The sequence below is a fragment of the Micromonospora sp. NPDC050795 genome (assembly GCF_044456785.1).
In the GTDB taxonomy this organism is placed as follows: domain Bacteria; phylum Actinomycetota; class Actinomycetes; order Mycobacteriales; family Micromonosporaceae; genus Micromonospora.
In genome coordinates, this window is record NZ_JBITGE010000007.1 from 177,355 (window position 1) to 201,645 (window position 24,291).

Here is a 24,291-nt window from a genome sequence, read left to right on the forward strand (position 1 = left end):
CCGTTTTGACCTGCGGACGGGGCGCCGGGTATCGTTGCCTGCTGTTGTACGACATCCAGAGGCGTGCCCCATCAGGTACGCTTGGTCGTTCGTGCGCGCTGGTCCGGCCTGCAAGATCTGGTCACCTCGGCGCGCGACCCCAGACCGACGACGAGACAAGGTAGACCTGTGCGTACGTACAGCCCGAAGCCGGGTGAGATCGAGCGTCAGTGGCACGTCATCGACGCCTCTGATGTCGTGCTGGGCCGCCTGGCCACCCACGCCGCCACGTTGCTGCGTGGTAAGCACAAGCCGACTTTCGCGCCGCACGTCGACACGGGCGACTTTGTCGTCATCGTGAACGCGGGCAAGGTTGCGTTGACCGGCAACAAGCGCCAGACCAAGGTCGCTTACCGCCACTCCGGTTACCCGGGTGGTCTGAAGCAGATCGGCTACGACGAGCTGCTGACCAAGCGTCCCGAGCGGGCCATCGAGCTGGCTGTGAAGGGGATGCTCCCGCACAACAAGCTCGGCCGTCAGCTGATCAAGAAGCTGAAGGTCTACGCCGGTGCCGAGCACCCGCACCTCGCGCAGCAGCCGGTGCCGTTCGAGATCAAGCAGATCGCGCAGTGAGCGCGGGCGAAGGAAGCAGCATGACCGACATCATCGAGACCGAGGTCGCCCCGGAAGCCCCCGAGGCCACCGAGGCGCCGGCGCCCGTTGCCCGCGCGCCTCGTGGTGACCGGCCGATCCAGACCGTGGGCCGCCGCAAGGAGGCCATCGTCCGGGTCCGCATCGTCCCGGGCACCGGCAAGATCACCTGCAACGGCCAGGACCTCGAGGCCTACTTCCCGAGCAAGGTGCACCAGCAGCTCATCAAGGACCCGCTGGTCACCGCCGAGAAGCTCGAGCAGTTCGACGTGATCGCCAACCTGCGTGGCGGCGGCACCACCGGCCAGGCCGGTGCGCTCCGACTGGGCATCGCCCGCGCGTTGATCATCAACGAGCCGGACGACCGCCCGGCCCTCAAGAAGGCCGGCTTCCTCACCCGCGACGCCCGGGTCAAGGAGAGCAAGAAGTACGGCCTCAAGAAGGCCCGTAAGGCTCCCCAGTACTCGAAGCGCTGATCTTTCCCAGCGCGTTGTACTTCTGACGGACGGCCGGTCCGCCTCCCCCTCGTCGGGGGGAGGTGGGTCGGCCGTTCCGCTTTCTCCTCACTGGCAGTGCACTTTCGGAGGTTGGCGGGTATGGGTCGGTTGTTCGGCACGGACGGCGTACGCGGGCGGGCGAACGCGGATCTCACCCCGGAATTGGCGCTGGCGCTCGCGGTGGCCGCCGCGCACACACTCGCCGAGACGGACCGCAGTCATCCGCCGCTCGCCGTCGTCGGTCGCGACACCCGCGCCAGCGGCGAGATGCTGGAGGCCGCCGTGGTCGCCGGGCTGACCAGCGCCGGTGCCAACGTGGTGCGGGTCGGCGTGCTGCCCACCCCGGCGGTGGCGTTCCTCACCGCCGAGGCCAAGGCCGATCTGGGTGTGATGCTCTCCGCGTCGCACAACCCGATGCCGGACAACGGCATCAAGCTCTTCGCCGCCGGCGGGCACAAGTTGCCCGACGAGATCGAGATGCAGATCGAGGCGGCCGTCGAGACGAACGCCACCACCGCCTGGGACCGGCCGGTCGGTGCCGGCGTCGGCCGTGTGCACGACCTGCTCGACGGTGCCGACCACTACGTCCAGCACCTGGTGGGCACCGTTCCGCACCGGCTGGAGGGGATCAAGGTCGTGGTCGACTGCGCCAACGGCGCAGCCGCCGAGGTCGCCCCCGTCGCCTACCGGGAAGCCGGCGCGGAGGTCATCGCCATCCACGCGGAGCCCGACGGGCTGAACATCAACGACGACTGTGGCTCCAACCACATCGAGGCGCTACGCGCCGCCGTGGTCGAGCACGGCGCTCACCTGGGCATCGCCCACGACGGCGACGCCGACCGCTGCCTGGCGGTCACCGCCGACGGCGACGAGGTGGACGGCGACCAGGTCATGGCGATCCTCGCGCTGGCCATGCGGGACGCCGGCACGCTCACCCAGGACACCCTGGTGGCCACCGTGATGAGCAACCTCGGGCTGCGGCTCGCGATGTCCGCGCAGGGCATCCGCCTGATCGAGACCAAGGTCGGTGACCGGTACGTACTGGAGGAGTTGCGCGCCTCCGGGCTGGCGCTCGGCGGTGAGCAGAGCGGCCACATCGTGATGCCCGCGCACGCCACCACCGGCGACGGCGTGCTGACCGGCCTGCACCTGATGGCTCGGATGGCGGCCACCGGCCAGTCCCTCGCCGAGTTGGCCTCGGTGGTCACCAAGCTGCCCCAGGTGCTGATCAACGTGCCGGTCGGCGACCGGACCGTCGGCGCTGCCGCACCCGCGGTACGCGCCGAGGTCGAGCGGGCCGAGGCTGAGCTGGGGGAGACCGGCCGGGTGCTGCTGCGCCCGTCGGGCACCGAGCCGTTGGTCCGGGTGATGGTCGAAGCGGCCACCGAGGCGACCGCCCGTGAGGTCGCCGAGCGGATCGCCGAGCTGGTCCGCACCGCGAGCCCGGTGGCCTAGCCCGAACGGACGCTGTGGAGCTGAACCGTCTACGGCATCAGCTCCACAGCCCTGGCCGGCCCCGCCTGATCAGCGAGTCAGGGCGTGCAGCCGGCTGACCGCCTCGGTCAGCACCTCCGGGCGCTTGCAGAAGGCGAACCTGACCAGCCGCCGGCCCGCGTCGACGTCGTCGTAGAAGACCTGGGTGGGCACCGCCACCACACCGCAGCGCTCCGGCAACGAGCGGCAGAACTCCACCCCGTCCCGGCCGCCGAGGGCGGTGATGTCGGCGGTGACGAAGTACGTCCCCTCCGAGTCGAGCACCTCGAAACCGGCGTCGGTCAGACCACCGACGAGCTGGTCCCGCCGTTGCTGGAGACCGTCCCGGAAGCCGGTGTAGTAGGCGTCCGGCAGGGCCAGCGCCACGGCCACCGCCGGTTGCAGCGGCGCGGCATTGACATAGGTGAGGAACTGCTTCACCCGGAGCAGCGCGGAGACCAGCGCCGCCGGGCCGCTCGCCCAGCCGACCTTCCACCCCGTGCAGGAGAACGTCTTGCCGGCCGACGAGATGCGCAGCGTCCGCTCCCGCATCCCGGGCAGGCTGGCCAGCGGCACGTGCGGGCTCGACGCGTCGGTGAAGACCAGGTGCTCGTACACCTCGTCGGTGACCGCGTACGCGCCGAACTCCTGACACAACTCGGCGACCTGCGCCAACTCGGCCGGGGTGAAGACCTTGCCGGTCGGGTTGTGCGGCGAGTTCAGCAGCACCAGCCGGGTACGCGGGCCGAACGCCGCACGCAGCGCCGCCGGGTCGAAGGCGTACCGGCCGTCGGCCGAGGGGCGCAACGTCACCGGCCGGCGGACCGCGCCGGCCAACGCGATCGAGGCGGCGTACGAGTCGTAGTACGGCTCGAAGCACACCACCTCGTCGCCCGGTTCGCAGAGCGCGAGGATGCTCGCCGCGACCGCCTCGGTCGCGCCCGCCGTGATCACGATCTCGCTGTCCGGGTCGTACGCCAGGTCGTAGAACCGCCGCTGATGCGCCGCGACAGCCGCGCGCAGGGCGGGGATCCCCGGACCGGGCGGGTACTGGTTCTGCCCGTTGCGCAGCGCCTCGGCGGCGGCGGCCAGCATCTCCGGCGGGCCGTCGGTGTCGGGAAAGCCCTGGCCGAGGTTGACCGCGCCGGTGCGTACGGCGAGGGCGGACATCTCGGCGAAGATCGTCGTGCCGAACGGCCGCATCCGGGCCACCAGCGGGTCGACATCGGTGCTCGTCGTCACCTGCGCCAGCCTACGGCCATACCCGGCTCGGACCCCAGCCTCACTCGGGCGTGCAACTGGTCGCCCAGTATCCGCGGATCTTCTTGACGACCGGCTTGCCGGCACCGGTGACCGTGACGGTGCAGTCGAGTGGTCTCTCACCCTCGTCGTCGGCCCATCTGGCCTCCACCATCACCCTGGTCTTGCCGTTGGTGCGGATGGTGGTGCTCCAGGGCAGTTTCTGGCCGTCGACGTGGATGAGATCGCTCTCGGCGTCGAAGTACGCCAGGTCGACGACACCCGACCCGCTGAGCTGATAGACCACCGTCACGGGTGCCGGTCCTGAGGTCGGTCGGGTGATCGGCTTCTTGCTGGGGGTGGGGGACGCGGTGGGCGCCTGCGGGACGGTGGGTCGCTCCGGGATGATCGGCCCGGTGGTGGGCTCCGTCCAGCCGTCGTCGTCGGGAACGCCCCACGGCTCCTCGGCGACCGGGTCCGGGTCTGTCTGGTCGAGCCACAGGCCGGCCACGCAGAGGCAGCCACACACCAGTAGGACGAGTGCCACGACGGCCGCGACGACGATCCCGACGATCCGCCCGCTGCTCGTGGTCGTCGTGCCGGGGCCCTGCGGATACCCGGGGTAGGCGTAGGGCGGCGGATAACCGGGCGGCGGCCAGCCGGTGCCGGGGGGCGGATAGCCGGGCGGCGGATAGCCGGGCGGCGGCCAGCCAGCGGTCTGCGGCTGCCCGTCGGGCATGGGCCACCCCGTCGGCGGTGCAGATCCGGCCGACGGCGGGCCTGCGGAGTCGGGCGACCACGGGAGCGTCTGCGGGTCGGGCGACCACGGCGTCGCGGACGGTTGTGGCGTCCACTGGGTGGCGGGCGGCGGCGTCCACGGCGCGGCCGGCGGGGGCGGCTCCCAGGGGGCCTGCGGGGCCCACGGCTGGCCTGGCACCAGCGGGTCGGGGGCCGAGAACGAAGCCGTGGACGGCGGTGCCGTCGGGTCCGGCGGAAGTGCGGGGGTAGCCGGGTCCGGAGCGGACGAGGGGGTCGGGTCGGGCGACGGCGCGTCGGACATGGCTGCTCCGGGCGGGAGTGGGTATGGGACGAACGGGCCGTGGACGGGAGCGCCAAACCCGCCGAGAGACTTCCGCACCCGAAGGCGTGTCGCAACCCCGCCCTGCGGAGCGGGGCGCGAGGGGGGCCTGTGACGCTCGTCCCGTTGCGGCCGCGTAGGCACTGATCGCTCAGATTCCGTGATTGATAACCCGACTTTCGAGCAACCAACGTGAGTGAAACTGGGTTAGGCTGCGGGCCATGTGTGGAATCGTGGGATACGCGGGCGCGCGCCCCGCACTCGGCATCGTCCTCGACGGGCTGCGGCGGCTGGAATACCGTGGCTACGACTCGGCCGGCGTCGCGATCGTCTGTGACGATCAGCTGCTGACCGAGAAGAAGGCCGGCAAGCTGGCCAACCTGGAGAAGGTGCTGTCCGAGCGGGCCGCCGACGACCCGACCTCCTGCGCGGCCAGCCCGATCGGCATCGGTGACGGCACCACCGGCATCGGGCACACCCGGTGGGCCACCCACGGCGGCCCGACCGACCGCAACGCCCACCCCCACGTCGCCCCCGACGGGCGGGTCGCGGTGATCCACAACGGCATCATCGAGAACTTCGCCAAGCTCCGCGCCGAGTTGGAGGCCGACGGGGTCCAGTTCACCAGCGACACCGACACCGAATGCGCCGCGCACCTGCTCGCCGCCGCGCTGGCCGACCTGCGCGCCGCCGGCCAGCCGGACAGCCCGCACCTGCTCGCCGCCGGCATGCGCGTGGTCTGCCAGCGCCTGGAGGGCGCGTTCACACTGCTCGCCGTGGACGCCGCCGTGCCCGGCGCGGTCGTCGGCGCCCGGCGCAACTCGCCGCTGGTGGTCGGCCGGGGCGACGGGGAAAACTACCTGGCCAGCGACGTGGCCGCGTTCATCGAGCACACCCGGGAAGCGGTCGAGCTCGGCCAGGACCAGATCGTGCTGATCACCGGCGACAGCATCGAGATCACCGACTTCGAGGGCCAGCCCGCCGCCGGCCAGGACTTCCACATCGACTGGGACTCCTCGGCCGCGGAGAAGGGCGGCTACGACTGGTTCATGCTCAAGGAGATCGAGGAGCAGCCGCAGGCCATCGCCGACACGCTGCTGGGCCGGCTCACCGAGAGCGGTGAGATCGCCCTCGACGAGGTCCGCCTCAGCGACCAGGATCTGCGCGACGTCGACAAGATCTTCATCGTGGCCTGCGGCACCGCGTACCACGCCGGCATGGTCGCCAAGTACGCCATCGAGCACTGGACCCGGATCCCGTGCGAGGTGGAGCTGGCCAGCGAGTTCCGCTACCGCGACCCGGTGCTCGACCGGTCCACGCTCATCGTGGTCATCTCGCAGTCCGGCGAGACCATGGACACCCTGATGGCGCTGCGCCACGCCAAGGAGCAGAAGGCCCGGGTGCTGGCGATCTGCAACACCAACGGCTCGACCATCCCTCGCGAGTCCGACGCTGTGCTCTACACCCACGGTGGGCCGGAGATCGCCGTCGCCTCCACCAAGGCGTTCCTCACCCAGGTCGTCGCCTGCTATCTCATCGGCCTGCACCTGGCCCAGGTGCGCGGCATCAAGTTCGCCGACGAGGTGGGCGCCGTGGTCGCGCAGTTGCAGGAGATCCCCGGCAAGCTGCGTGAGCTGCTCGACCGGATCGAGCCCGTCCGCGAACTGGCCCGGGAGCTGAAGTCCGAGCCGACGGTGCTGTTCATCGGCCGGCACGTCGGCTACCCGGTGGCCCTGGAAGGCGCGCTGAAGCTCAAGGAGTTGGCGTACATGCACGCCGAGGGCTTCGCCGCCGGTGAGCTGAAGCACGGCCCGATCGCCCTGATCGACAAGGGCACCCCGGTCATCTGCGTGGTGCCCTCGCCGGTGGGCCGGGGCATGCTGCACGACAAGGTCGTCTCCAACATCCAGGAGGTACGGGCGCGGGGCGCGCGGACCATTGTGATCGCGGAGGAGGGTGACGAGGCGGTCGTCCGGTACGCCGACCACCTGATCTACGTGCCGCGTACACCCACCCTGCTGGCCCCGCTCGTGACCACGGTCCCGTTGCAGGTGCTCGCCGCCGAGATCGCCGCCGCCCGGGGACACGACGTGGACCAGCCCCGCAACCTGGCCAAGTCGGTCACCGTCGAGTAGGCACCCCGCACGTCCGGAACCCCGGTCGCCGCGCCCCGCGGTGGCCGGGGTTTCGTCGTCACCGGCCCAGCACGACACGGGCCATCCCGTCCAGCGCCGGGTTTCCCGCCTCCCAGTAGCCGGTGTGCCCACCACGGCCGCTGGGGAGCACCCGCCCGCCGAAGCCCGGATCGGCCGGGTCGTGACCGAACCACAGCTCGTGCCCCGTCCGGCCGGGCCAACCCAGCACGGCGGCGAGTGGTGCCGCGCCGAACAGGGCCCGCCGGCCCAGCTCGTCCGGTGACCGGGCCGCCCGGATCACGTCGTCGGGGGCGCTGCTCGCCCAGACCTCCCCGGGCGGCACGCCCAACTCGGTGGCGTGCGACGCGCCGACACCGGGGGAGCCGACGAAGACCAGCGCGTCGGCGGCCAGACCGTGCTCCCGGGCGGCCACACCCACCACCAGCGACCCGTAGCTGTGCCCGAGCACCGTCTGCCGGGCCGGTGGCCCGTCGTGGCTGACACGCAGCCCCTCCTGGAAGCGGTGCAACGCCGGGCCGGCGTCCCGGGCCTGACCCGCCGAGGCGGCCTCGGTCAGCAGATCCGGCGCGTCGTAGTCCAACCAGAGCACCGCCGCGCTGCGCTCATCCGGGGCGAGCGCGGCGCACCGCTCCAGCACCCGGGCCGCCCTGCCCAGCTCGCCGGAGGCGTCGTCCAGGCCGGCCGTCATCCCCGGCACGTAGGTCAGCACCCGGTCGGCGTGGTCCGGGTCGCCGAGCGCCACCACCGCCCGGCCCTCACCCGCCGGATCCAGCCCGAGCAGGTACGCCCGCGGTGCCTCGCCGGCCGTCAGCCGGCCGACCAGCGCGTCCAGACCGGCCAGCCGCCCGGCCACCCCGCGCAACCGGATCAACGCGAGCGGCCCCGGCGGCACCTGGGACAGCAGCCGTCGCCGCTCGGCCAGCAACTCCGTACGCCAGGCATCGAGCCGTAACCGGTTGGACTGGTCCCGGGCGGCCACCGGCAGCCCGTCCAACCGGCCCACCAGGGCCGGCTCGCGAACGATCAGCCACCGTCGCTGCGCCGGCGTCAACCCGGACCACCAGGCGCCGGCCAGCGTGGGCGCCGCACCGAGGGCCGGTCGGCCCGGCGGGGGCGGGGACGCCCAACCGGTGCCGGCGGCCGTGGCCAGCTCAGCCAACCGGTCCGCGGCGACCCGGTCCGCAGCGGCTGCCCCGTCGAGCGCGGCCCGCAGGGCCGCGGCCACTCCAGCCGCGGCGACCCCGGCCCGTTCGGTAGATCGACACCGGGCCGGATCGACCCGCACCACACCCGAGCGGTCCACGAGCAGGCCGGCCGCATCGGCCTGGGCGACCGCCTGGGAGAGCCGCGCCTTCGCCACCGCCAGCCCACCGGCCAACTCCGCCAGCACCTGGTCGACCTCGATCAGCGCTGGTGCGATCGAGGCCAGCTCGTCACGCAGGCCGTTGAGGCGAGTGTCCGCCGCCGTGGCTGCCGTACCCGACCAACCGTCCCGCAACCGCCCGGTGGCCGCCCGCAGCTCGCCGAGGCGCCGATCGAGTGGCCTCGCCAACCCCGCCCACGCCACCCCCGCGGCCCGCCACGCACCAGGATCGACAGCCCACAGCTGTCGGTAACCGACGCTGCTCACCGAGGTAGGGAGGCGAACCGGCCGGCGGCCCGGTCGTCCACCGTCTCGTACGCGTCGGCCGCCGCCCGGACACCGCCGGAGGTCGCCGCGACCCGGTCACCCAGGCGGCAGAACCAGGCGTGCACGGCCGCCTCCAACCCGGCCAGCGCCGCGCCGGCCCGCCACTCGGGCGCCGCCACCGCCAGCCCGGGCAACCCCGCGAGGCCCAACGCCAACCGGTGCGCCTCGTCGTCGAGCAGGCCGGCGCCCGCCCGCAACTCCTCCGGCTGGACGGCGAACGGCTCGTCGGTCATGACCACACCCCCGTGGACGATCGGCATCGACGCGCTCACGCTAGGCACGCACCGGAGGCCGCGCGGTGCCCTGTGGACAGCCGACGTCGAGGCGTACCCCCGGGTGTCCACAGGCGTTGCCCAGCGCGAGCCCGACGGCTAATCTGCGGCCTCGACCGCCGGTAGGGTGGTCTGGTGATCGTCGCTGTCGGCATCGACGTGGTCCTGGTCGACCGGTTCGCCCGGGCCCTGGCACGGACGCCGCTGCTCGCCGACCGGCTCTTCACCGAGGCCGAGCGGCACACCCGCTCCGGCAGCCCGCGCTCGCCCGAGTCGCTCGCCGCCCGGTTCGCCGCCAAGGAGGCGGTGGCCAAGGCGCTCGGCGCCCCGGCCGGGCTCAACTGGCACGACTGCGAGATCGTGCCCGACCCGGCTGGCCGCCCCTGGCTGGCCGTCTCCGGCACTGTCGCGGCGGTGGCCGACGCGCGCGGGGTCAACCACTGGCATCTCTCGTTGTCGCACGACGGCGGGATCGCGTCGGCGATGGTGGTCGCGGAACGATGACGTCGGCCGGGAGGGCCGGTCAGGTCCGTCCGCTAACTGAATGGGACACGGTGGCATGAGAGCGGTGTGGCGGGTGGCCGACGTACGGGCGGCCGAGGCGGGGTTGATGGGCACACTGCCGGAGGGGACGCTGATGCAGCGGGCCGCCGCCGGCCTGGCCCGCCGGGCCGCGCTCCTGCTCGCCGAGCGGGGCGGAGTCTACGGGGGCCGGGTGCTGCTGCTGGTCGGCTCCGGTGACAACGGCGGCGACGCGCTGTACGCGGGAGAGCGGCTGGCCCGGCGAGGTGTCCACGTGTCCGCCCTGCTGCTCACCCCCGGGCGGGCGCACGCCGCCGGCCTGGCCGCGTTGCGAGCCGCTGGCGGCCGGCTGGTCCAGGCCCCGGCCGGCCCGGTCGACCTGGTCCTCGACGGCATCGTCGGCATCGGTGGCACCGGTGGTCTACGGGCGAACGCGGACGAGGTGGTCCAGCGCCTCGGCGAGCTGCGCGGACGCGACGGGGGGCGGGCCACGGTGCTGGCGGTCGACGTGCCCAGCGGGGTCGCGGTCGACACCGGTCACGTGCCGCTGTCCGCGTCCGGCCGGCCCACAGCGGTCCGCGCCGACGTGACGGTGGCCTTCGGTGCGCTGAAGCCCGCCCTGGTGGTCGGCCCGGCCGCCGCGCTGGCCGGGCAGGTCGAGCTGGTCGACATCGGGCTGCGGCCGTGGCTGCGCGGCACCCCGGCGCTGCGGGTCACCGAATGGTCCGACCTGGTCGACTGGTGGCCCCAGCTGGGCGCGGCGTCAGAGAAGTACACCCGGGGCGTGGTGGGGGTGTCGACCGGCTCGGCGACCTACCCCGGTGCGGCGGTGCTCTCCGTGGGCGGCGCCCTGGCCGGGCCCACCGGCCTGGTCCGCTACGCCGGCAGCGCCCGAGCCGAGGTGCTGCACCAGCACCCGTCGGTGATCGCCAGCGGGCGGGTCGCCGACGCGGGCCGGGTGCAGGCCTGGGTCTGCGGCTCTGGGCTGGGCACCGGTGCCGACGCGGCGGCCGAGCTGCGCGCCGTACTGGCCGCCCCGGTGCCGGTGGTGCTCGACGCCGACGCCCTGACCCTGCTGGTGGACGGCTCGCTCGCCGACCGGCTGCGGGGTCGGGACGCGCCCATCGTGGTCACCCCACACGACCGGGAGTTCACCCGTCTCTGCGGGGAGGAGCCGGGCGCCGACCGGGTCGGCGCCGCGCTGCGGCTGGCCGCCTGGATGAACGCGGTGGTGCTGCTCAAGGGGGATCGCACGGTGATCGGCACGCCGGACGGTCGGGCGTACGTCAACCCGACCGGCACCCCGGCGCTGGCCACCGGCGGCACCGGCGACGTGTTGGCCGGGCTGCTCGGCTCGCTGCTGGCGGCGGGGGTACCCGCCGATCGGGCCGCCGCCTCGGCCGCGTACCTGCATGGGCTCGCCGGGCGGGAGGCGGCCCGGGGTGGGCCGGTGACCGCGCCCGACGTGGCGACCGCGCTGCGTCCGGTGCTGGCCCGGCTGGGCTGAACGGGGCGGTTCCGGGTGCACTGACCGGATCGCCGCGTCGGGACGTGCGTCGCCGCCCGCGGTGATCACGGCGGAAAGTAGGCTGGGTGCATGTGGCAGGCCGAGGTACGCGTCGATCTTGACGCCATCCGCGAGAACGTGAGCAGGCTCCGCTCCGGCACCACCGCCGAGTTGATGGCGGTGGTGAAGGCCGACGGGTACGGCCACGGCATGCTTCCGGCCGCCCGCGCGGCGCTCGACGCCGGCGCTGACTGGCTCGGTGTCTGCACCCTCGACGAGGCCCTCACCCTGCGGCGGGCCGGGGTGACAGTGCCGGTGCTGGCCTGGCTGCTCGCCCCCGGGTTGCCGCTGCACGAGGGGGTCAGCGCCGGGGTGGACCTGGGCGCGGCCAGCCTGACGCAACTGGACGAGATGATCGAGGCGAGTCGCCTCGCCGGGCGTCCCGCCCGCCTGCACCTCAAGATCGATACGGGGCTGTCCCGGGGCGGTGCGACAGTCGCCGACTGGCCCGCGCTGCTGGACGCCGCCGCGAAGGCCCAGGCCGACGGCCTGGTCGAGGTGGTCGGCGTGTGGAGCCACTTCGTGTACGCGGACTCGCCCGGCCACCCCACCACCGACCGCCAACTGGCCGTCTTCCACGAAGCGCTGGCCATGGTCGAGCGCGCCGGGCTGCGGCCGCGCTGGCGGCACCTCGCCAACTCGGCCGCCACCCTCACCCGCCCGGACACCCACTTCGACCTGGTCCGCCCCGGCCTGGCCATCTACGGGCTGTCACCGGTGGCCGGCGAGACGTACGGGTTGCGGCCGGCGATGACCGCCCGTGCCCGGGTGATGCTCACGAAGCGGGTGCCCGCCGGCACCGGTATCTCCTACGGGCACGCCTACACCACGCAAGCCGACGCGAACCTGGCCGTGGTGCCTCTTGGGTACGCCGACGGGGTTCCCCGGCACGCGTCCAACACCGGCCCGGTCCAGCTCGGCGGCGTACGCCGGACGATTTCGGGCCGGGTCTGCATGGACCAGTTCGTGCTCGACTGCGGCGACGACCCGGTGGCCGACGGCGACGTGGCGACGCTCTTCGGCAGCGGCGCCGACGGCGAACCGACGGCGGACGACTGGGCCGAGGCGGTCGGCACGATCAACTACGAGATCGTGACGCGGTTCGGCAGCACGCGGGTGCCCCGGGTCTACGACGGCGAGAAACCATGAGTTATCGCATTCCGCGTCCACGGACGGCTGCGGGCCGGGTGGCGGGGATCGCCGGCGCGGCGGTGGGGGTGGCCGCGGCAGGTCTGGCGGCTGGCGTCGCGACCGAGCGGACCCTGGTCCGTCGGCTCAAGGCCGATCCGGCCGACCGCTACGCGCACGAGACGTTCGACAAGCAGCGGTACGACGAGGCGTTCCGCCTGGAGTTGCCGGACGGCACCGACATCCACGTCGAGGTGGTCGAGCCCACCCGGCCGGTGCCGGGACACCCGACTGTGGTGCTGGTGCACGGCTTCTGCCTGGACATGGGGACGTTCCACTTCCAGCGCCAGATGCTCGCCGCCCGCGGTGACTACCGGATCGTGGCGTACGACCAGCCCGGTCACGGCCGCTCCGGCCGGCTGGAGACCGGGGAGTACGACCTCGCCGTGCTCGGCCGAACGCTGCGCGAGGTGATCGACCGGACCGCCCCGGACGGGCCGCTGGTGCTGGTCGGCCACTCGATGGGCGGCATGACGATCATGGCGTTCGCCGAGTTGTTCGGAGAGCTGTTCGGTGACCGGGTGGTGGGCACCGTTCTGATGGCCACGTCGGGCGGGCTCATCGCGGAGACCAAGCTGGTCGCGCCCGCGCTGCTCGGCCGGGTCGGTGGTCCGGTGCTCTACATGGTCAGCAACGCCACCCGGTACGGCGGGCCGGTGATCGACAAGGCCCGCAAGTCGACGTCGAACGTGGCCTGGCTACTGACCCGCAAGTACGGCTTCGGCACCCGCAAGCCCAGCCCGTCGCTGGTGTCCTACGTGGAGACGATGAACTCCCGGACGTCGGCCGACACGGTGACCCGCTACCTGCGTACCCTGGCCACCCACTCGCGCTTCCCGGCGCTGGCGGCGCTGGCGGCGACTCCGGTGCTCGTGGTGGTCGGCGACAAGGACATGATCACGCCGGTGACCCACTCCGAGGAGATCGTCCGCCGGTTGCCGCACGCCGAGTTCGTGAAGATCAAGGACAGCGGTCACGTGGTGATGTTGGAGCACGCGGACGAGGTCAACGCCGCCCTGGCGCGGTTCCTGGAGTCATTGCAGAGCGTGGAGGAACGGTGAGTCACGTCGTCAAGCTGCCGACCGTCGAAGACACTCGGGACTTCGGCCGGCGGCTGGCCGGGCTGCTGCGCGCCGGCGACCTGGTGCTGTTGACCGGCCCGTTGGGTGCCGGCAAGACCGCGCTCACCCAGGGCGTCGGGGCCGGGCTCGGTGTCCTCGGGGACATCACCTCGCCGACCTTCGTGATCGCCCGGGTGCACCGCCCCGATCCGGCCCGGGGCGGCCGGGTGGCACTCGTGCACGCCGACGCGTACCGGTTGGGTGACGCCACCGACCCGCGCGCCGAGATCGACGACCTGGACCTCGACGCCTCGGTGGACGACTCCGTGACAGTGGTGGAGTGGGGCGAGGGCCTGGTCGAGCAGTTGGTGGACGCGCACCTACGGGTTCGCATCGACCGCCGCGACGACGACACCCGCATCGTCGAGTTGGACCCGATCGGCGGTGACTGGGCCCGGCGGCTCGCCGACCTGGGCTAGGTCGGTGGCTGTCGTACCCGATGCCTAGAGTGCGGGGGACCGACCCGCGCTGTGAGAGGTTCCCGATGCCCGACGACGCCCCCGCCCTGGATCTGCTGACCCTGCTGCCGGAGCAGTGGCGCACAGTGCTGGCTCCGCACCTCGACCCGGCACGCACCGCCGCGCTTGGCGAGTTCGTCGCCCGGGAATACGCCACGCAGACGGTCTTTCCGCCACAGGAGGATCTGTTCTCGGCATACCGGCTGTGCCCGCCGCAGGGCACCCGGGTGCTCATCCTCGGGCAGGATCCCTACCACCGGGCCGGGCAGGCTCACGGGTTGAGCTTCAGCGTCCGTGACGGTGTGACGGTGCCGCCGTCGTTGCGCAACGTCTTCAAGGAGCTGGGCGAGGACGTGGGCGTCCCCAAGCCGCGCAGCGGCAACCTCGACGGGTGGGCCGCCCAGGGGGTGCTGCTGCTCAACGCGGTGCTGACCGTCCGGCAGGCCACCCCGGGCTCGCACGCCAACGCCGGCTGGGAAGAGTTCACCGACGCGACGATCCGGGCACTGGACGCGGCACCGGACCGGGTGGTCTTCCTGCTCTGGGGCGGCTACGCCCGCAAGAAGGCCGCGCTGGTCACCAACCCGCAGCACGTGGTGCTGGAGGCGGGTCACCCCAGCCCGATGAACCCGCGTGGCTTCCTCGGTAGCCGTCCGTTCAGCGCCGCCAACAAGGCACTCGCCGATGCTGGCCTGCCGACCATCGATTGGGAGCGCACCGCCGGCTGAGCCGCTCGTCGACGTTGCAACGCCGAACCGGCAGTTGACTCAGCTGTCGCTGGCCAACTGCCGGTTGCGGTAGCGGCGTAACAGTCCGGCGGCGCGCGGCTCGCTGAGTTCCAGCTCGACGAGCGGCACCACCTGGTAGATCCTTGCGCCGTGGCGCACCTCGATCGTCTCGGGTAGCTCGTCGCACATCGTGGCCCTGATCTCCCCGTACCGGGTCGACCACCGGTGTTCGCCCGGCTCCTCGGGCTCCAACCACACCCCGCCGAACTCACCCCAGCGGTCGTTCCACCGCTGCCCGTAGTTCGTCTCCAGCCAGCGGGTGAACGGTTTGGAGTCCTGCCAACGCAGGGCGATCTCCAGCGCGTCGACCGGCACCGGCGCGCCCTGTAGCAACGCCGCTGTGCAACCGGTGATCACCTGTGGGAAGTCGGTGAGCCGGTCCAGCAAACGATCCAGCCCCAACCCATCCATCCGCTCGGCGATCGGCCGGGCGGCCAAGCGGTCGATCTGGGCGTCGAGGTGCGCGTCCAACGGCTCGACTCCGACGATCAACTGCACGTCCATCGCGGCAAACAGCCGTTCCAGCACCGGAATGGTCGGCGCTCGCTCACCACGTTCGAACCGGGCCACCGCGGCCTGGTCGACCTTGGCCAACGCGGCCAACTGACGCTGGCTCAGGTCGCGTAGCTCTCGTTGATGCCGCGCGGCAGCACCGAGCAGGGTGACAAGGCGAGTCGATGACATCCCGGCATGGTGGACCACGGGCGAGATGCCCGCAGTCCCGCTGCGGCAGGTCGGCCACTTGCGGCGCGATTCGCGAGCCCCAGAGTCGCCGAGCGCGTGACCTGGAAGGCCTCGCTTCGATGAGCCTGATGTCTGTGAGTCATCACGATGACTCACAGACATCAGGCTGATTAGCGGACGTGGCTCCAGCGCTCGTCCCTGGCTAGCCGTTGGACCTGGGCGGCCAACGGCGGCAGGCAGTCTGCGGCGGGGTGGGCAGGGGCGGGGTGGGCAGGGGCGGCGCGGCGCGAGCCGAAGGGCGACCGGGGGTGGCGGGGCGGGGCGTGACCGGGGGTGCTGGGCGGGGCGGCTAGGCTGGCTTACCGTGCTCGTACTCGTGGTGGACAGCTCGACCCCCGCGGTCACCGCGGCGCTGGTGGAGATCTCGGCAGACGGCGTGGCGTCGCGGTCGCACCGGTGCACGGTCGATGCCCGCGCGCACGGTGAGCTGCTCGCGCCCCAGGTGGATGCGGTCCTCGCCGACGCTGACGCGCGCCCGCGTGACCTGGCGGCCATCGTCGCCGGGCTCGGCCCGGGTCCCTTCACCGGGCTACGGGTCGGCCTGGTCACCGCCGCGACGATGGGTCAGGTGCTGGGGATCCCCACGTACGGTGTCTGTTCGCTGGACGCCATCGGGTACCCGGCGGCGTCCGGCACGCCGGTCCTGGCCGCCAGCGATGCCCGGCGCAAGGAGCTCTACTGGGCCGTCTACGACGGCGCCGGCCAGCGGATCGTCGGGCCCGAGGTGTCCGCGCCGGCGGTCGCCGCCGCGCGGGCTCGCGAACTGGGCGCGACGATCGCGGTCGGTGACGGGGCGCACCGGTACGCAGACGTCCTGGACCTGCCCGTTCGGGTCGAGCCCCGCTATCCGGACGCGACAGTGCTGGCGTTGCTCGCCGCCGAGCGGATCCGGGCGGGGGCGTCCAGTGAGCGGCTCACTCCGCTCTACCTGCGCCGCCCCGACGCGGTGGCGGCGACCGGCCGCAAACCGGTCCTGCCATGACCGCGGTACGGCTCGAACCGTTCCGCTGGTGGCACATCGACGACGTGCTGCCGATCGAGGCGGACCTCTTCGGCGCTGAGAAGTGGTCGCCCGCCATGTTCTGGAGCGAGCTCGCCAACGGGCACCACTACCGGGTCGCCGTCGACGCGGACGGGTCGGTGCTCGGCTACGCCGGGCTCGCCGGCGTTCCGCCGGACGAGGTGTGGGTACAGAACATCGCCGTCCGCCGGGACGCCCAGCGGCGCGGCGTGGGCCGTGCCCTGCTGGAGGAGTTGCTCGCCGAGGCGGTCCGGCGCGACGCCGGCAGCACCCTGCTGGAGGTCGCCGTGGACAACGCCGCAGCTCAGCGGCTCTACGCGACGTACGGTTTCGAGCCGATCGGGGTGCGGCGCGGCTACTACCAACCGAGCAACACAGACGCGCTGGTCATGCGGCGCGACGCCGAGCCGACCGGGAACGGACCACACGACAATGGCTGACGAACCACTGATCCTGGGTATCGAGACCTCCTGCGACGAGACCGGTGTCGGCATCGTGCGGGGGCACACCCTGCTGGCCGACGCGCTCGCCTCCAGCGTCGAGGAACACGCCCGGTTCGGGGGTGTGGTACCGGAGGTGGCCAGCCGGGCCCACCTGGAGGCCATCGTGCCGACCATGGACCGGGCCCTGACCGAGGCCGGCGTCACGCTGGCCGACATCGACGCGATCGCTGTCACCTCGGGGCCGGGGCTGGCCGGTGCGTTGCTGGTCGGCGTCGCTGCCGCCAAGGGGTACGCGGTCGCCGCCGAGAAGCCCGTCTACGGCGTCAACCACCTCGCCGCCCACGTCGCGGTGGACACCCTTGAGCACGGCCCACTGCCCGAACCCGCCATCGCGCTCCTGGTGTCCGGCGGCCACTCGTCCCTCCTGCTCGTGGACGACCTGGCCCGGGGTGTCACCCCGCTCGGCGCCACCATCGACGACGCGGCCGGGGAAGCGTTCGACAAGGTCGCCCGGCTGCTCGGGTTGCCGTTCCCGGGAGGTCCGCCCATCGACCGGGAGGCCCGGGCCGGCGATGCCGCCTCGATCGCCTTCCCCCGCGGTCTGACCGCTGCGAAGGATCTCGCCGCCCACCGGTACGACTTCTCGTTCTCGGGCCTGAAGACGGCGGTGGCCCGGTGGGTCGAGGCCCGTCAGCGTGCCGGTGAGCCGGTTCCGGTGGCCGACGTGGCCGCGTCCTTCCAGGAGGCGGTCTGTGACGTCCTGACCAGCAAGGCGCTCGCCGCCTGCCGGGCGCAGGGCATCGAGACCCTGGTCATCGGCGGGGGAGTGGCGGCGAACTCCCGGCTGCGGGCGATGGCCGAGCAGCGAGCCGAGAAGTACGGCATCCGGGTTCGGGTACCCCGGCCGAAGCTGTGCACCGACAACGGCGCGATGGTGGCCGCGCTCGGTTCGCACCTGGTCGCCGCCGGGGTCGCTCCGAGCCGACTGGACCTGCCAGCCGATTCGGCGCTGCCGTTGACCACGGTCAGCGTGTGACGGGGGCGGCGGACATGATCGTGCGAATGTGGGAGGCGCGCGCCGAGGCGTACGGAGTCGCCGACCTGATCACCTGGGTGTGCGACACCGCACTGCCCGAGTTGGAGCACGACCCGCTCCACGTCTCCAGCGAGGTCTTCTCCTCCACCGACCACCGGGTGGTGGTGATCTCCAAGTGGCGCAGCAGCCCCCGCCCGCTGCCGGACCCGCCAGCCCTGCTGGTGGCCCGCGCCCCGCACTCCTGGGACTTCACCCAGGTGGACCGGTAACGCGAGCCACCATCCAGGTAGCTGCCTGATCGGTCAGCTACGGCGCAACATCCGGTAGGTGGCGATTCCGCCGGTGCCCAGCGCGGCGAGGAAGACCAGCCACACGACGGTGCTGCTGACTCCGGGCTGCGGGCCGGCGTTCGCCCCGGCGGCGGCCAGCAGGCCGTCCTGGCCGGGGGCGGGCAGCGCGGCCGGCGGCAGTTCGGGCCACCGAACCAGTCCGGTGGACTCCAGCATCTGCATGTGATGCGTGACGAAGCCGGTGGCGTCCTCGCAGAGCTTGCGGACGGTGGCGTCCCGGGTGCTGGCCCGTACTGCGCTGATCACCGGGAGAATGCCGCCATGAGCGACCCGGAGGCGGGTCACGAAGATCTGGTCGAACCGGGCGCCGGAGGCGTCCTTCATCTCCGTCAGCCAGCCCTTCTGTTGGGCCGTCGGCTCGCTCGGGATGGTCGCGCCCAGCTTGTTGGCCGCCTCCACGACGAGTTCGTCGAGACGCTGGTGCTCGCCAGCGATGCCGGCGCCGATCTCCCGTACCTTCGCCGACTGTCCCTTCTCGGCGGCCATCTGGCCGGCCGGCATCTCCCACAGCCCGGCCAACCGCACCCCGTTGAGCAGTGTCATGTCGGCGGCGTTGAGCTGTCGCCCGCCGGCGGGGGCGGCGATGGCCGCGCCGGGCAGGACACCGACCCCCGCGATGATCGCGATGAGCAGCATCGCCGCTCGGTGGGTCCGGGTGCCCAGTCGGCGATGGGCGGATCTGAGCGGTGCCATGTCTGTGGTGCCTCCTCGGTCCGGACCGAACGCGTCTGGACCGGGCAGCCGTACCATGCCGGTTGCCCGTCCGCCCACTGGTACGGACTGATCGTGCGATCAGTTCATCGCGAAGCGAACCGGATCAGCGGGTGACAGCGAGCAGCTCGACATCCACCCCGGACAGCGTACGGATCAGCCCACGTCGAGGGGGTCGGCGAGGAGCCGTTCGAAGGCCAGCTCGGCGGCGCCGATCAGCGGCGCGTCCGTACCCAGTTTCGGCGTACGCAGCCGGACGTGCTCCAGGCAGGCGCCGAGCGCGTTGGAGTTGAGCCGGCTGCGGATCTGGGCCGCCGCCGCGAGGTAGAGGTCACGCATAGTGCCGCCGAAGATGACCATCTCGGGGTTGAAGACGTTCACCAGGTTGGCCACCCCGAAGCCGAGCCAGTCGCCGGCCTGGCGGACCGCCGTCTGGGCCCGGGCGTCCCCGCGGTCGGCCGCGTCGAAGACCTCCAGCAGCGCGTCGCGGCCCCTGGCGTCGGAGCGTCCGGCGGCGCGCAGCAGGCCGTGCTCGCCGATCTCGGTCTCCCAACAGCCTCGGGAGCCGCACTCACAGGGTTTGCCGTTGCGGACCACCTTCATGTGGCCGACCTCGCCGCCGTACCCGCCGTGCCCGGTCAGCCGGCGCCCACCGGCGATGATGCCGGCACCCACGCCGACATCGCCGTACAGGTAGAGAACGTTGTCACAGCCCGCAGCCACACCTCGCGTGTGCTCGGCGAACGCGGCGACGTCGGCCACATTGCCCACTGTAACCGGTACGTCGATGCCCAACTCGTCGGCGAGGGCAGCGCCGATCGGCTCGTCCACCCAGCCGGTGGTGGGGCCGAGTCGGACCAGGCCGTCGTCCCGGCGGACCATGCCGCAGACCGCGACGCCGGCGCCGACGCAGATCGCGTCCGCCGGCACCAGTTGCTGCATCTCCTTGACCGCGCCGGCCAGCAGCGGCGCGGCCTCCGCGGCCAGCAGACCGCGCGGCCGGTCCAGGTCCCGACGGTCCAGGACCGCGCCACCCAACCCGATCCGGGCGGCGCGCAGCCGGTCCACCTCCACCGAGTACGCGTACGCGTAGACCCGGGTCGACTCGGGCCGGACGACCAGTGACGGTCGTCCGGCCCGGCCGGTTTCCCTCGGTGCGCCTTCGCTGACCAGCCCCACCGCGGACAGGTCGGCGGTGAGCGCGCCGATGGTGCTGCGGTTGAGGCCCAGCGTGGTGGTCAGTTCGGCACGCGTGGTCGCCCCGTGGACGTGCACGTGCCGCAGCAGGGCCCCGAGGTTCTGCCGTCGGACGTCATCCTGGCTCGGTCCTGGGCGCATGCTGGTGCTACCTCCCGCGCGGTCAGCGGGTGCCGGTGGCTGCCGCGCGGCGGCGGGAGAGCGCGTCGACGCTGGCGGCGAGCAGCAGCACGACGCCCGTGACCACGTACTTGACTCCCGCGTCGTACCCCATCAGGCCCATTCCGTTTTCGATGACCGCGACCACCGCGCCGCCGAGTACGGCGTCGAGAACGCGGCCCTTGCCACCGAAGAGGCTGGTGCCACCGATCACCGCTGCGCCGACCGCGTAGAGCAGTACGTTACTGCCCCCGGTGTTCGGGTCGACCGAGTTGGCCCGGCTGGCCGCCACGATGCCACCGATGGCGGCCATCGAGGAGCAGATCACGAAGACCGAGACCCGGATCCGGTCGACGCCGATGCCGGCCCGGCGGGCAGCTTCGCGGTTGCCGCCCACGGCGTAGATGTGCCGGCCGTAGCTGGTGCGTTGGAGCACGAAGGTCCAGATGATCAGCAGCACCGCGATGATCGGTACCACGATCGGCACACCCTTGAGTGAGCTGATCAGGACGTTGCGGCTGCGCTCCAGGTTGAGCACGTACACCGCGGTGCCGAGGATGACGGCGAGCCCGCCGATCCGCAGCGCCACCACCGCGAGCGGGTCGGTGATCAGGCCGCGGGCCACCCGGGTGCGGTGGCGCAGCAGTTGCACCGCCGCGTAGCCGATGACCGCGAGGGCGGTCAGCCCCCAGCCCAGCGTGGGGGCGAGGTTGCGGTTGGCGATGGCGACCAGCACGTCGTCGCGGACGGAGATGTTGGTGCCCTCTTTGACGAGCAACAGCACGACGCCCTGGAAGGCGAGGAAGCCGGCGAGGGTGACCACGAAGGACGGAATGCCGATCTTCGCGACGAGCATGCCGAGCGTGGTGCCGATGACCACACCGGTGGCGACGGCGGCGAGCACGGCGACCCACCAGGGGTAGCCGAGCACTGTGACTACATTGGCCAGCACCGCAGCGCAGACGCCGCTGGCGAAGCCGGCGGAGAGGTCGATCTCGCCGAGCAGCAGCACGAAGACCAGGCCCATCGCGATCAGCGTGACCGCCGCGCCCTGGGTGAAGAGGTTGGCGAAGTTGCCGGCCGACAGGAACGACGACGGCCGCATGATGGCGAAGACGGTGCAGAGCACGATCAGGCCGAGGACGGCTGGTAGTGCGCCGACGTCGCCACCGCGTACCCGGCTCAGGTAGTTGCGGAAGTGGCGGCCGATGGTCGGCGTCGGTGTGACGGCGGCGGGGCCGTCCTTCCGCACGGCGGTGGTGGTCATCGGGCGCCTCCTGAGATCGAGTCGGCCGCCTGCGGGCCGTCGCCGTTGCTGCCCGGGTCGGTGGCGAGGCCGAGCCCGCCCGAGCGCCCGGCGGTGATCAGCTCGACCACCTGGGCGTGGGTGATGTCGGTGGTCTTCACCTGGGCGACCATCTGGCCGAGGTACAGCGCGGCGATCCGGTCGGAGACGGCGAAGACGTCGTTCATGTTGTGCGAGATGAGCACCACGGCCAGGCCGTTGTCGGCGAGGCGTCGGACCAGTTCGAGCACCTGGGCGGTCTGTGCCACGCCGAGCGCCGCGGTCGGCTCGTCCAGGATGACGAGCTTGCTGTTCCAGAGCACCGCCTTGGCGATGGCCACGGTCTGGCGTTGACCGCCGGAGAGGCTTGACACGTGCTGCCGAAGTGAGGTGACGGTGCGGATGGAGAGCCCCGCCAGGGTTTCGGCGGCGAGCTGTTCCATGGTCGGCTCGTCGAGGACGATGCCGCTGCGCTTCTCCCGGCCGAGGAACATGTTCTGCACGATGTCCAGGTTGTCGCAGAGCGCGAGGTCCTGGTAGACGACCTCGATGCCGAGCGTGGCAGCGTCGCGGGGGCTGCCGATGTGCACCGGTTCACCGTTGAACAGGAACTCTCCGGCGTCGGTGGGGTGGATGCCGCTGATGCACTTCACCAGGGTCGACTTGCCGGCGCCGTTGTCGCCGACCAGTGCGGTCACTTCACCCGGGTGGACGGTCAGGGCGACGTCGCGGAGCACCTGGACGGGACCGAAGCTCTTGTCGATCCCGCGGAGTTCCAGCAGGGGGGTCGCGGACACGGGGGTCTCCTTCTTAAGGGAGGGTCGGGGCCCGTCCGGCGGGCGCCGCCCGGCACGGGAGGGGTGCTCCCGTGCCGGGCGGCGATGGTCGTTCCGGCGGGTACTGCAGCGTCGGTCAGCTGATGCCGGCTTCGGCGCAGAACTTGGTGTACGCCGCGGTGCAGACCTCTTCCTTGGTCACGTAGCCGTCGGCGATGACGTCCTTGACGCTCTCCCTGTAGATGGCCTTCGGGGTGAGCAGCACCGAGGGCACGTCCCGGTCACCGTCCTTGACCGTCTGGCCGGTGTCCTTCTTCTCACCCTTGGCGAGGGCGATGGCCAGGTCGGAGGCCGCCTTGGCCTCTTCCCGGACCGCCTTGTAGACGGTCATGCACTGGTCACCGGCGAGGATGTTCTGCAGGCCCTCGGTGCTGGCGTCCTGCCCGGTCACCGGCACCTTGCCGTTGAGCTTGTTCTTCTTCAGGATCGAGATGGCCGCGTTGCCGAGACCGTCGTTGGCGGCCAGCACGCCGTCGATCTTGCCGTTGGCCGTGGTGAGCTGCTGCTCGAAGATCGTCGCGGCCTGCGCGTTGTCCCACGCCGGCACCGCGTCCTCAGGGCCCTTGACGTATTCCTTGGAGTCGAACTTCGGCTTGAGCACCGAGTCGTAGCCGGCCTTGAATAGGGTGGCGTTGTTGTCGGTGGGGGAGCCGTTCAGGTACGCCACGACGGGGTTCTTGGCGCCCTTCTCGGTCAGGCACTTCGACAGACCCTCGCCCTGGAGCTTGCCGACGGTCTCGTTGTCGAAGCTGACGTAGTACTGGGCGGAGCCGCCGAGGGTGAGCCGGTCGTAGTCGATGGTGGCGACGCCCTGCGACTTGGCCTTGTCGAGTACGGCCTTGCCGGTGCCGGAGTCCAGGTTGACGATCATCAGGGCGGTGACGCCGCTGGTGATCATCTGGTCGGCGATGGTCTGGAAGGCGGTCTTGTCGTTCTGGGCGTTCTGGATGTCGTACTGGACGCCCGCGGCCTTGAACGCCTCCTCCAGGAACCGGCGGTCTGCGGTCTCCCAGCGGGCCGAGGACTTGCTGTCCGGGAGGATCACGCCGATCTTGGGGGTCTTGGCGGAGGCGGCCTTGTCGCCGGAGTCGTCGCCACAGGCGGTCAAGCCGCCGGTCGTGAGCAGGCCCACGGCGGCGATGGTGAGGATCCCCTTACGCATGTGCAGGGTCCTTTCGGAGGTGGGGGAGGTGTTGTTTTGTTGTGTCCGGCAACGTATTTCGCGTCACACCGGCTCCACAAGACCGCGCAGGTCCATAGTTTGTTGGGAGCGATAACAATTCAGCAACGCGACTGTTACTCCGCGGGTATCCCACGGGCTAGTCGACGTAACGACTGTCGTCAGTGGGTCTGCAACGACGCGGTACGGGCGTCGGTCAGCGCCACCAGATCCGCCGCGGCCAGTTCGAGTTGCAAACCACGCCGACCAGCCGAGACGTAGATCGTCGGGAGATCCAGCGCGGATTCGTCCAGCACGGTGGGCAACCGTCGACGCTGCCCGAGCGGACTGATCCCACCGCGTACGTAACCGGTGGCCCGCTCGGCGAGCGCCCGGTCGGCCAACGCCGCCCGCTTGCCGCCGACCGCAGCCGCGAGAGCCTTGAGATCCAACTCGCCGGTGACCGGAACGACCGCCACGGTGAGCGCGCCGTCGACGTCGGTCACCAGAGACTTGAACACGCGCTCCGGTGCCACGCCGAGCGCCACCGCCACCAACGCGCCGTAGTTCGGGGCGTCCGGCGACACCCGGTACGGATGGGTGCGATGCGCGATGCCGCGCTTGACCAACAGTGCCGTTGCCGGCGTGCCCTGTCCCGCCACAGCGACGAC

At 71.9% G+C, this 24,291-nt stretch carries 25 protein-coding genes; 14 read left to right on the forward strand and 11 right to left on the reverse strand.

Annotated elements, in window-relative coordinates; genetic code table 11:
- Positions 1-168: 168 nt before the first annotated feature.
- The 3 genes from rplM (at position 169) to glmM (ending at position 2,582) form a co-directional block, all read left to right on the forward strand.
- Complete coding sequence (gene rplM, locus ACIBEF_RS08920) at positions 169-612, forward strand: 50S ribosomal protein L13 (protein WP_053653864.1); 444 nt, start codon at positions 169-171, stop codon at positions 610-612.
- Between the two features lie 20 nt (positions 613-632).
- A complete protein-coding gene (gene rpsI, locus ACIBEF_RS08925) occupies positions 633-1,106 on the forward strand; it encodes a 30S ribosomal protein S9 (RefSeq protein ID WP_112626216.1) in 474 nt (157 codons plus the stop codon).
- Positions 1,107-1,226: 120 nt separating this feature from the next.
- Entirely contained in the window at positions 1,227-2,582 is a 1,356-nt protein-coding gene (gene glmM / locus ACIBEF_RS08930) for a phosphoglucosamine mutase (protein WP_396792425.1), read from the forward strand.
- 69 nt (positions 2,583-2,651) lie between these two features.
- On the opposite strand, the gene ACIBEF_RS08935 is transcribed toward glmM, so the two are convergent.
- Both ACIBEF_RS08935 and ACIBEF_RS08940 read right to left on the reverse strand, forming a co-directional pair.
- Positions 2,652-3,842, reverse strand: a complete 1,191-nt coding sequence (locus ACIBEF_RS08935) for a pyridoxal phosphate-dependent aminotransferase (RefSeq protein WP_396792426.1) — start codon at positions 3,840-3,842, stop codon at positions 2,652-2,654.
- A gap of 40 nt (positions 3,843-3,882) precedes the next feature.
- Positions 3,883-4,578 carry an MmpS family transport accessory protein gene (locus ACIBEF_RS08940; RefSeq protein ID WP_396792427.1) on the reverse strand — a complete coding sequence of 232 codons (696 nt, stop codon included), beginning with the start codon at positions 4,576-4,578 and terminating at the stop codon, positions 3,883-3,885.
- A 560-nt stretch (positions 4,579-5,138) separates the two neighbouring features.
- On the opposite strand from ACIBEF_RS08940, the gene glmS reads away from it, so the two are divergent.
- The gene (glmS, locus tag ACIBEF_RS08945; protein ID WP_396792429.1) at positions 5,139-7,052 is read left to right on the forward strand and encodes a glutamine--fructose-6-phosphate transaminase (isomerizing); all 1,914 of its coding nucleotides are present in this window, start codon (positions 5,139-5,141) and stop codon (positions 7,050-7,052) included.
- A gap of 58 nt (positions 7,053-7,110) precedes the next feature.
- Here glmS and ACIBEF_RS08950 read toward each other — a convergent pair whose 3' ends face one another.
- Both ACIBEF_RS08950 and ACIBEF_RS08955 read right to left on the reverse strand, forming a co-directional pair.
- Complete coding sequence (locus ACIBEF_RS08950; protein ID WP_396792431.1) at positions 7,111-8,703, reverse strand: alpha/beta hydrolase; 1,593 nt, start codon at positions 8,701-8,703, stop codon at positions 7,111-7,113.
- The gene (locus ACIBEF_RS08955) at positions 8,700-8,996 is read right to left on the reverse strand and encodes a hypothetical protein (RefSeq protein ID WP_396792432.1); all 297 of its coding nucleotides are present in this window, start codon (positions 8,994-8,996) and stop codon (positions 8,700-8,702) included. The genes ACIBEF_RS08950 and ACIBEF_RS08955 overlap by 4 nt, the downstream gene beginning before the upstream one ends.
- A gap of 174 nt (positions 8,997-9,170) precedes the next feature.
- On the opposite strand from ACIBEF_RS08955, the gene ACIBEF_RS08960 reads away from it, so the two are divergent.
- The 6 genes from ACIBEF_RS08960 (at position 9,171) to ung (ending at position 14,619) form a co-directional block, all read left to right on the forward strand.
- Complete coding sequence (locus ACIBEF_RS08960) at positions 9,171-9,539, forward strand: holo-ACP synthase (RefSeq protein ID WP_355009651.1); 369 nt, start codon at positions 9,171-9,173, stop codon at positions 9,537-9,539.
- Between the two features lie 55 nt (positions 9,540-9,594).
- Positions 9,595-11,064, forward strand: a complete 1,470-nt coding sequence (locus ACIBEF_RS08965; RefSeq protein WP_396792434.1) for an NAD(P)H-hydrate dehydratase — start codon at positions 9,595-9,597, stop codon at positions 11,062-11,064.
- A gap of 90 nt (positions 11,065-11,154) precedes the next feature.
- Positions 11,155-12,273: an alanine racemase gene (gene alr / locus ACIBEF_RS08970; RefSeq protein ID WP_396792436.1), complete on the forward strand. Its 1,119-nt coding sequence runs from the start codon at positions 11,155-11,157 to the stop codon at positions 12,271-12,273.
- Entirely contained in the window at positions 12,270-13,373 is a 1,104-nt protein-coding gene (locus ACIBEF_RS08975) for an alpha/beta fold hydrolase (protein WP_396792438.1), read from the forward strand. The genes alr and ACIBEF_RS08975 overlap by 4 nt, the downstream gene beginning before the upstream one ends.
- The gene (gene tsaE, locus ACIBEF_RS08980; RefSeq protein WP_238687793.1) at positions 13,370-13,852 is read left to right on the forward strand and encodes a tRNA (adenosine(37)-N6)-threonylcarbamoyltransferase complex ATPase subunit type 1 TsaE; all 483 of its coding nucleotides are present in this window, start codon (positions 13,370-13,372) and stop codon (positions 13,850-13,852) included. Before ACIBEF_RS08975 ends, tsaE begins: the two co-directional genes overlap by 4 nt.
- A 65-nt stretch (positions 13,853-13,917) precedes the next feature.
- Positions 13,918-14,619 (forward strand): uracil-DNA glycosylase, encoded by a 702-nt coding sequence (gene ung, locus ACIBEF_RS08985; RefSeq protein WP_396792441.1) that lies wholly within the window; start codon positions 13,918-13,920, stop codon positions 14,617-14,619.
- A 39-nt stretch (positions 14,620-14,658) separates the two neighbouring features.
- Here the strand turns inward: ung and ACIBEF_RS08990 are convergent, their stop codons facing one another.
- A complete protein-coding gene (locus ACIBEF_RS08990; protein WP_396792443.1) occupies positions 14,659-15,363 on the reverse strand; it encodes a multiprotein-bridging factor 1 family protein in 705 nt (234 codons plus the stop codon).
- Between the two features lie 364 nt (positions 15,364-15,727).
- Between ACIBEF_RS08990 and tsaB the strand changes: the two genes are divergently transcribed.
- Genes tsaB through ACIBEF_RS09010 form a run of 4 tightly spaced genes read left to right on the forward strand, consistent with a single transcriptional unit; the run spans position 15,728 to position 18,192 of the window.
- Positions 15,728-16,405, forward strand: a complete 678-nt coding sequence (gene tsaB / locus ACIBEF_RS08995; RefSeq protein WP_396792445.1) for a tRNA (adenosine(37)-N6)-threonylcarbamoyltransferase complex dimerization subunit type 1 TsaB — start codon at positions 15,728-15,730, stop codon at positions 16,403-16,405.
- A complete protein-coding gene (gene rimI, locus ACIBEF_RS09000) occupies positions 16,402-16,884 on the forward strand; it encodes a ribosomal protein S18-alanine N-acetyltransferase (RefSeq protein WP_357206740.1) in 483 nt (160 codons plus the stop codon). Before tsaB ends, rimI begins: the two co-directional genes overlap by 4 nt.
- Positions 16,877-17,923, forward strand: coding sequence for a tRNA (adenosine(37)-N6)-threonylcarbamoyltransferase complex transferase subunit TsaD (tsaD, locus tag ACIBEF_RS09005; RefSeq protein WP_366612102.1), 1,047 nt, complete (start codon positions 16,877-16,879; stop codon positions 17,921-17,923). The genes rimI and tsaD overlap by 8 nt, the downstream gene beginning before the upstream one ends.
- 14 nt (positions 17,924-17,937) lie before the next feature.
- The gene (locus ACIBEF_RS09010) at positions 17,938-18,192 is read left to right on the forward strand and encodes a hypothetical protein (protein ID WP_039906914.1); all 255 of its coding nucleotides are present in this window, start codon (positions 17,938-17,940) and stop codon (positions 18,190-18,192) included.
- Positions 18,193-18,225: 33 nt separating this feature from the next.
- Here ACIBEF_RS09010 and ACIBEF_RS09015 read toward each other — a convergent pair whose 3' ends face one another.
- From ACIBEF_RS09015 to ybaK, 6 genes are all read right to left on the reverse strand, one after another.
- Positions 18,226-18,966, reverse strand: coding sequence for a DUF4142 domain-containing protein (locus ACIBEF_RS09015; RefSeq protein ID WP_396792447.1), 741 nt, complete (start codon positions 18,964-18,966; stop codon positions 18,226-18,228).
- Positions 18,967-19,140: 174 nt separating this feature from the next.
- On the reverse strand, positions 19,141-20,322 hold the full coding sequence (locus ACIBEF_RS09020; protein ID WP_396792449.1) for an ROK family protein: 1,182 nt from the start codon (positions 20,320-20,322) through the stop codon (positions 19,141-19,143).
- Between the two features lie 22 nt (positions 20,323-20,344).
- On the reverse strand, positions 20,345-21,607 hold the full coding sequence (locus ACIBEF_RS09025; RefSeq protein ID WP_396792451.1) for a sugar ABC transporter permease: 1,263 nt from the start codon (positions 21,605-21,607) through the stop codon (positions 20,345-20,347).
- Positions 21,604-22,422 (reverse strand): ATP-binding cassette domain-containing protein, encoded by an 819-nt coding sequence (locus tag ACIBEF_RS09030; protein WP_357206748.1) that lies wholly within the window; start codon positions 22,420-22,422, stop codon positions 21,604-21,606. The genes ACIBEF_RS09025 and ACIBEF_RS09030 overlap by 4 nt, the downstream gene beginning before the upstream one ends.
- Before the next feature lie 115 nt (positions 22,423-22,537).
- On the reverse strand, positions 22,538-23,623 hold the full coding sequence (locus ACIBEF_RS09035) for a sugar ABC transporter substrate-binding protein (RefSeq protein WP_396792452.1): 1,086 nt from the start codon (positions 23,621-23,623) through the stop codon (positions 22,538-22,540).
- A gap of 179 nt (positions 23,624-23,802) precedes the next feature.
- Entirely contained in the window at positions 23,803-24,282 is a 480-nt protein-coding gene (gene ybaK, locus ACIBEF_RS09040; protein ID WP_396792454.1) for a Cys-tRNA(Pro) deacylase, read from the reverse strand.
- Positions 24,283-24,291 lie beyond the last annotated feature (9 nt).

Excerpts from the sequence above, each read along its gene's own strand:
- rpsI (WP_112626216.1), top strand. The coding sequence starts at position 633 with ATGACCGACATCATCGAGACCGAGGTCGCCCCGGAAGCCCCCGAGGCC.
- glmM (WP_396792425.1), top strand. The coding sequence starts at position 1,227 with ATGGGTCGGTTGTTCGGCACGGACGGCGTACGCGGGCGGGCGAACGCG.
- ACIBEF_RS08940 (WP_396792427.1), bottom strand. The coding sequence starts at position 4,578 with ATGCCCGACGGGCAGCCGCAGACCGCTGGCTGGCCGCCGCCCGGCTAT.
- glmS (WP_396792429.1), top strand. The coding sequence starts at position 5,139 with ATGTGTGGAATCGTGGGATACGCGGGCGCGCGCCCCGCACTCGGCATC.
- ACIBEF_RS08955 (WP_396792432.1), bottom strand. The coding sequence starts at position 8,996 with ATGACCGACGAGCCGTTCGCCGTCCAGCCGGAGGAGTTGCGGGCGGGC.
- ACIBEF_RS08965 (WP_396792434.1), top strand. The coding sequence starts at position 9,595 with ATGAGAGCGGTGTGGCGGGTGGCCGACGTACGGGCGGCCGAGGCGGGG.
- alr (WP_396792436.1), top strand. The coding sequence starts at position 11,155 with ATGTGGCAGGCCGAGGTACGCGTCGATCTTGACGCCATCCGCGAGAAC.
- ACIBEF_RS08975 (WP_396792438.1), top strand. The coding sequence starts at position 12,270 with ATGAGTTATCGCATTCCGCGTCCACGGACGGCTGCGGGCCGGGTGGCG.
- ung (WP_396792441.1), top strand. The coding sequence starts at position 13,918 with ATGCCCGACGACGCCCCCGCCCTGGATCTGCTGACCCTGCTGCCGGAG.
- ACIBEF_RS08990 (WP_396792443.1), bottom strand. The coding sequence starts at position 15,363 with ATGTCATCGACTCGCCTTGTCACCCTGCTCGGTGCTGCCGCGCGGCAT.
- rimI (WP_357206740.1), top strand. The coding sequence starts at position 16,402 with ATGACCGCGGTACGGCTCGAACCGTTCCGCTGGTGGCACATCGACGAC.
- tsaD (WP_366612102.1), top strand. The coding sequence starts at position 16,877 with ATGGCTGACGAACCACTGATCCTGGGTATCGAGACCTCCTGCGACGAG.
- ACIBEF_RS09010 (WP_039906914.1), top strand. The coding sequence starts at position 17,938 with ATGATCGTGCGAATGTGGGAGGCGCGCGCCGAGGCGTACGGAGTCGCC.
- ACIBEF_RS09015 (WP_396792447.1), bottom strand. The coding sequence starts at position 18,966 with ATGGCACCGCTCAGATCCGCCCATCGCCGACTGGGCACCCGGACCCAC.
- ACIBEF_RS09020 (WP_396792449.1), bottom strand. The coding sequence starts at position 20,322 with ATGCGCCCAGGACCGAGCCAGGATGACGTCCGACGGCAGAACCTCGGG.
- ACIBEF_RS09025 (WP_396792451.1), bottom strand. The coding sequence starts at position 21,607 with ATGACCACCACCGCCGTGCGGAAGGACGGCCCCGCCGCCGTCACACCG.
- ACIBEF_RS09035 (WP_396792452.1), bottom strand. The coding sequence starts at position 23,623 with ATGCGTAAGGGGATCCTCACCATCGCCGCCGTGGGCCTGCTCACGACC.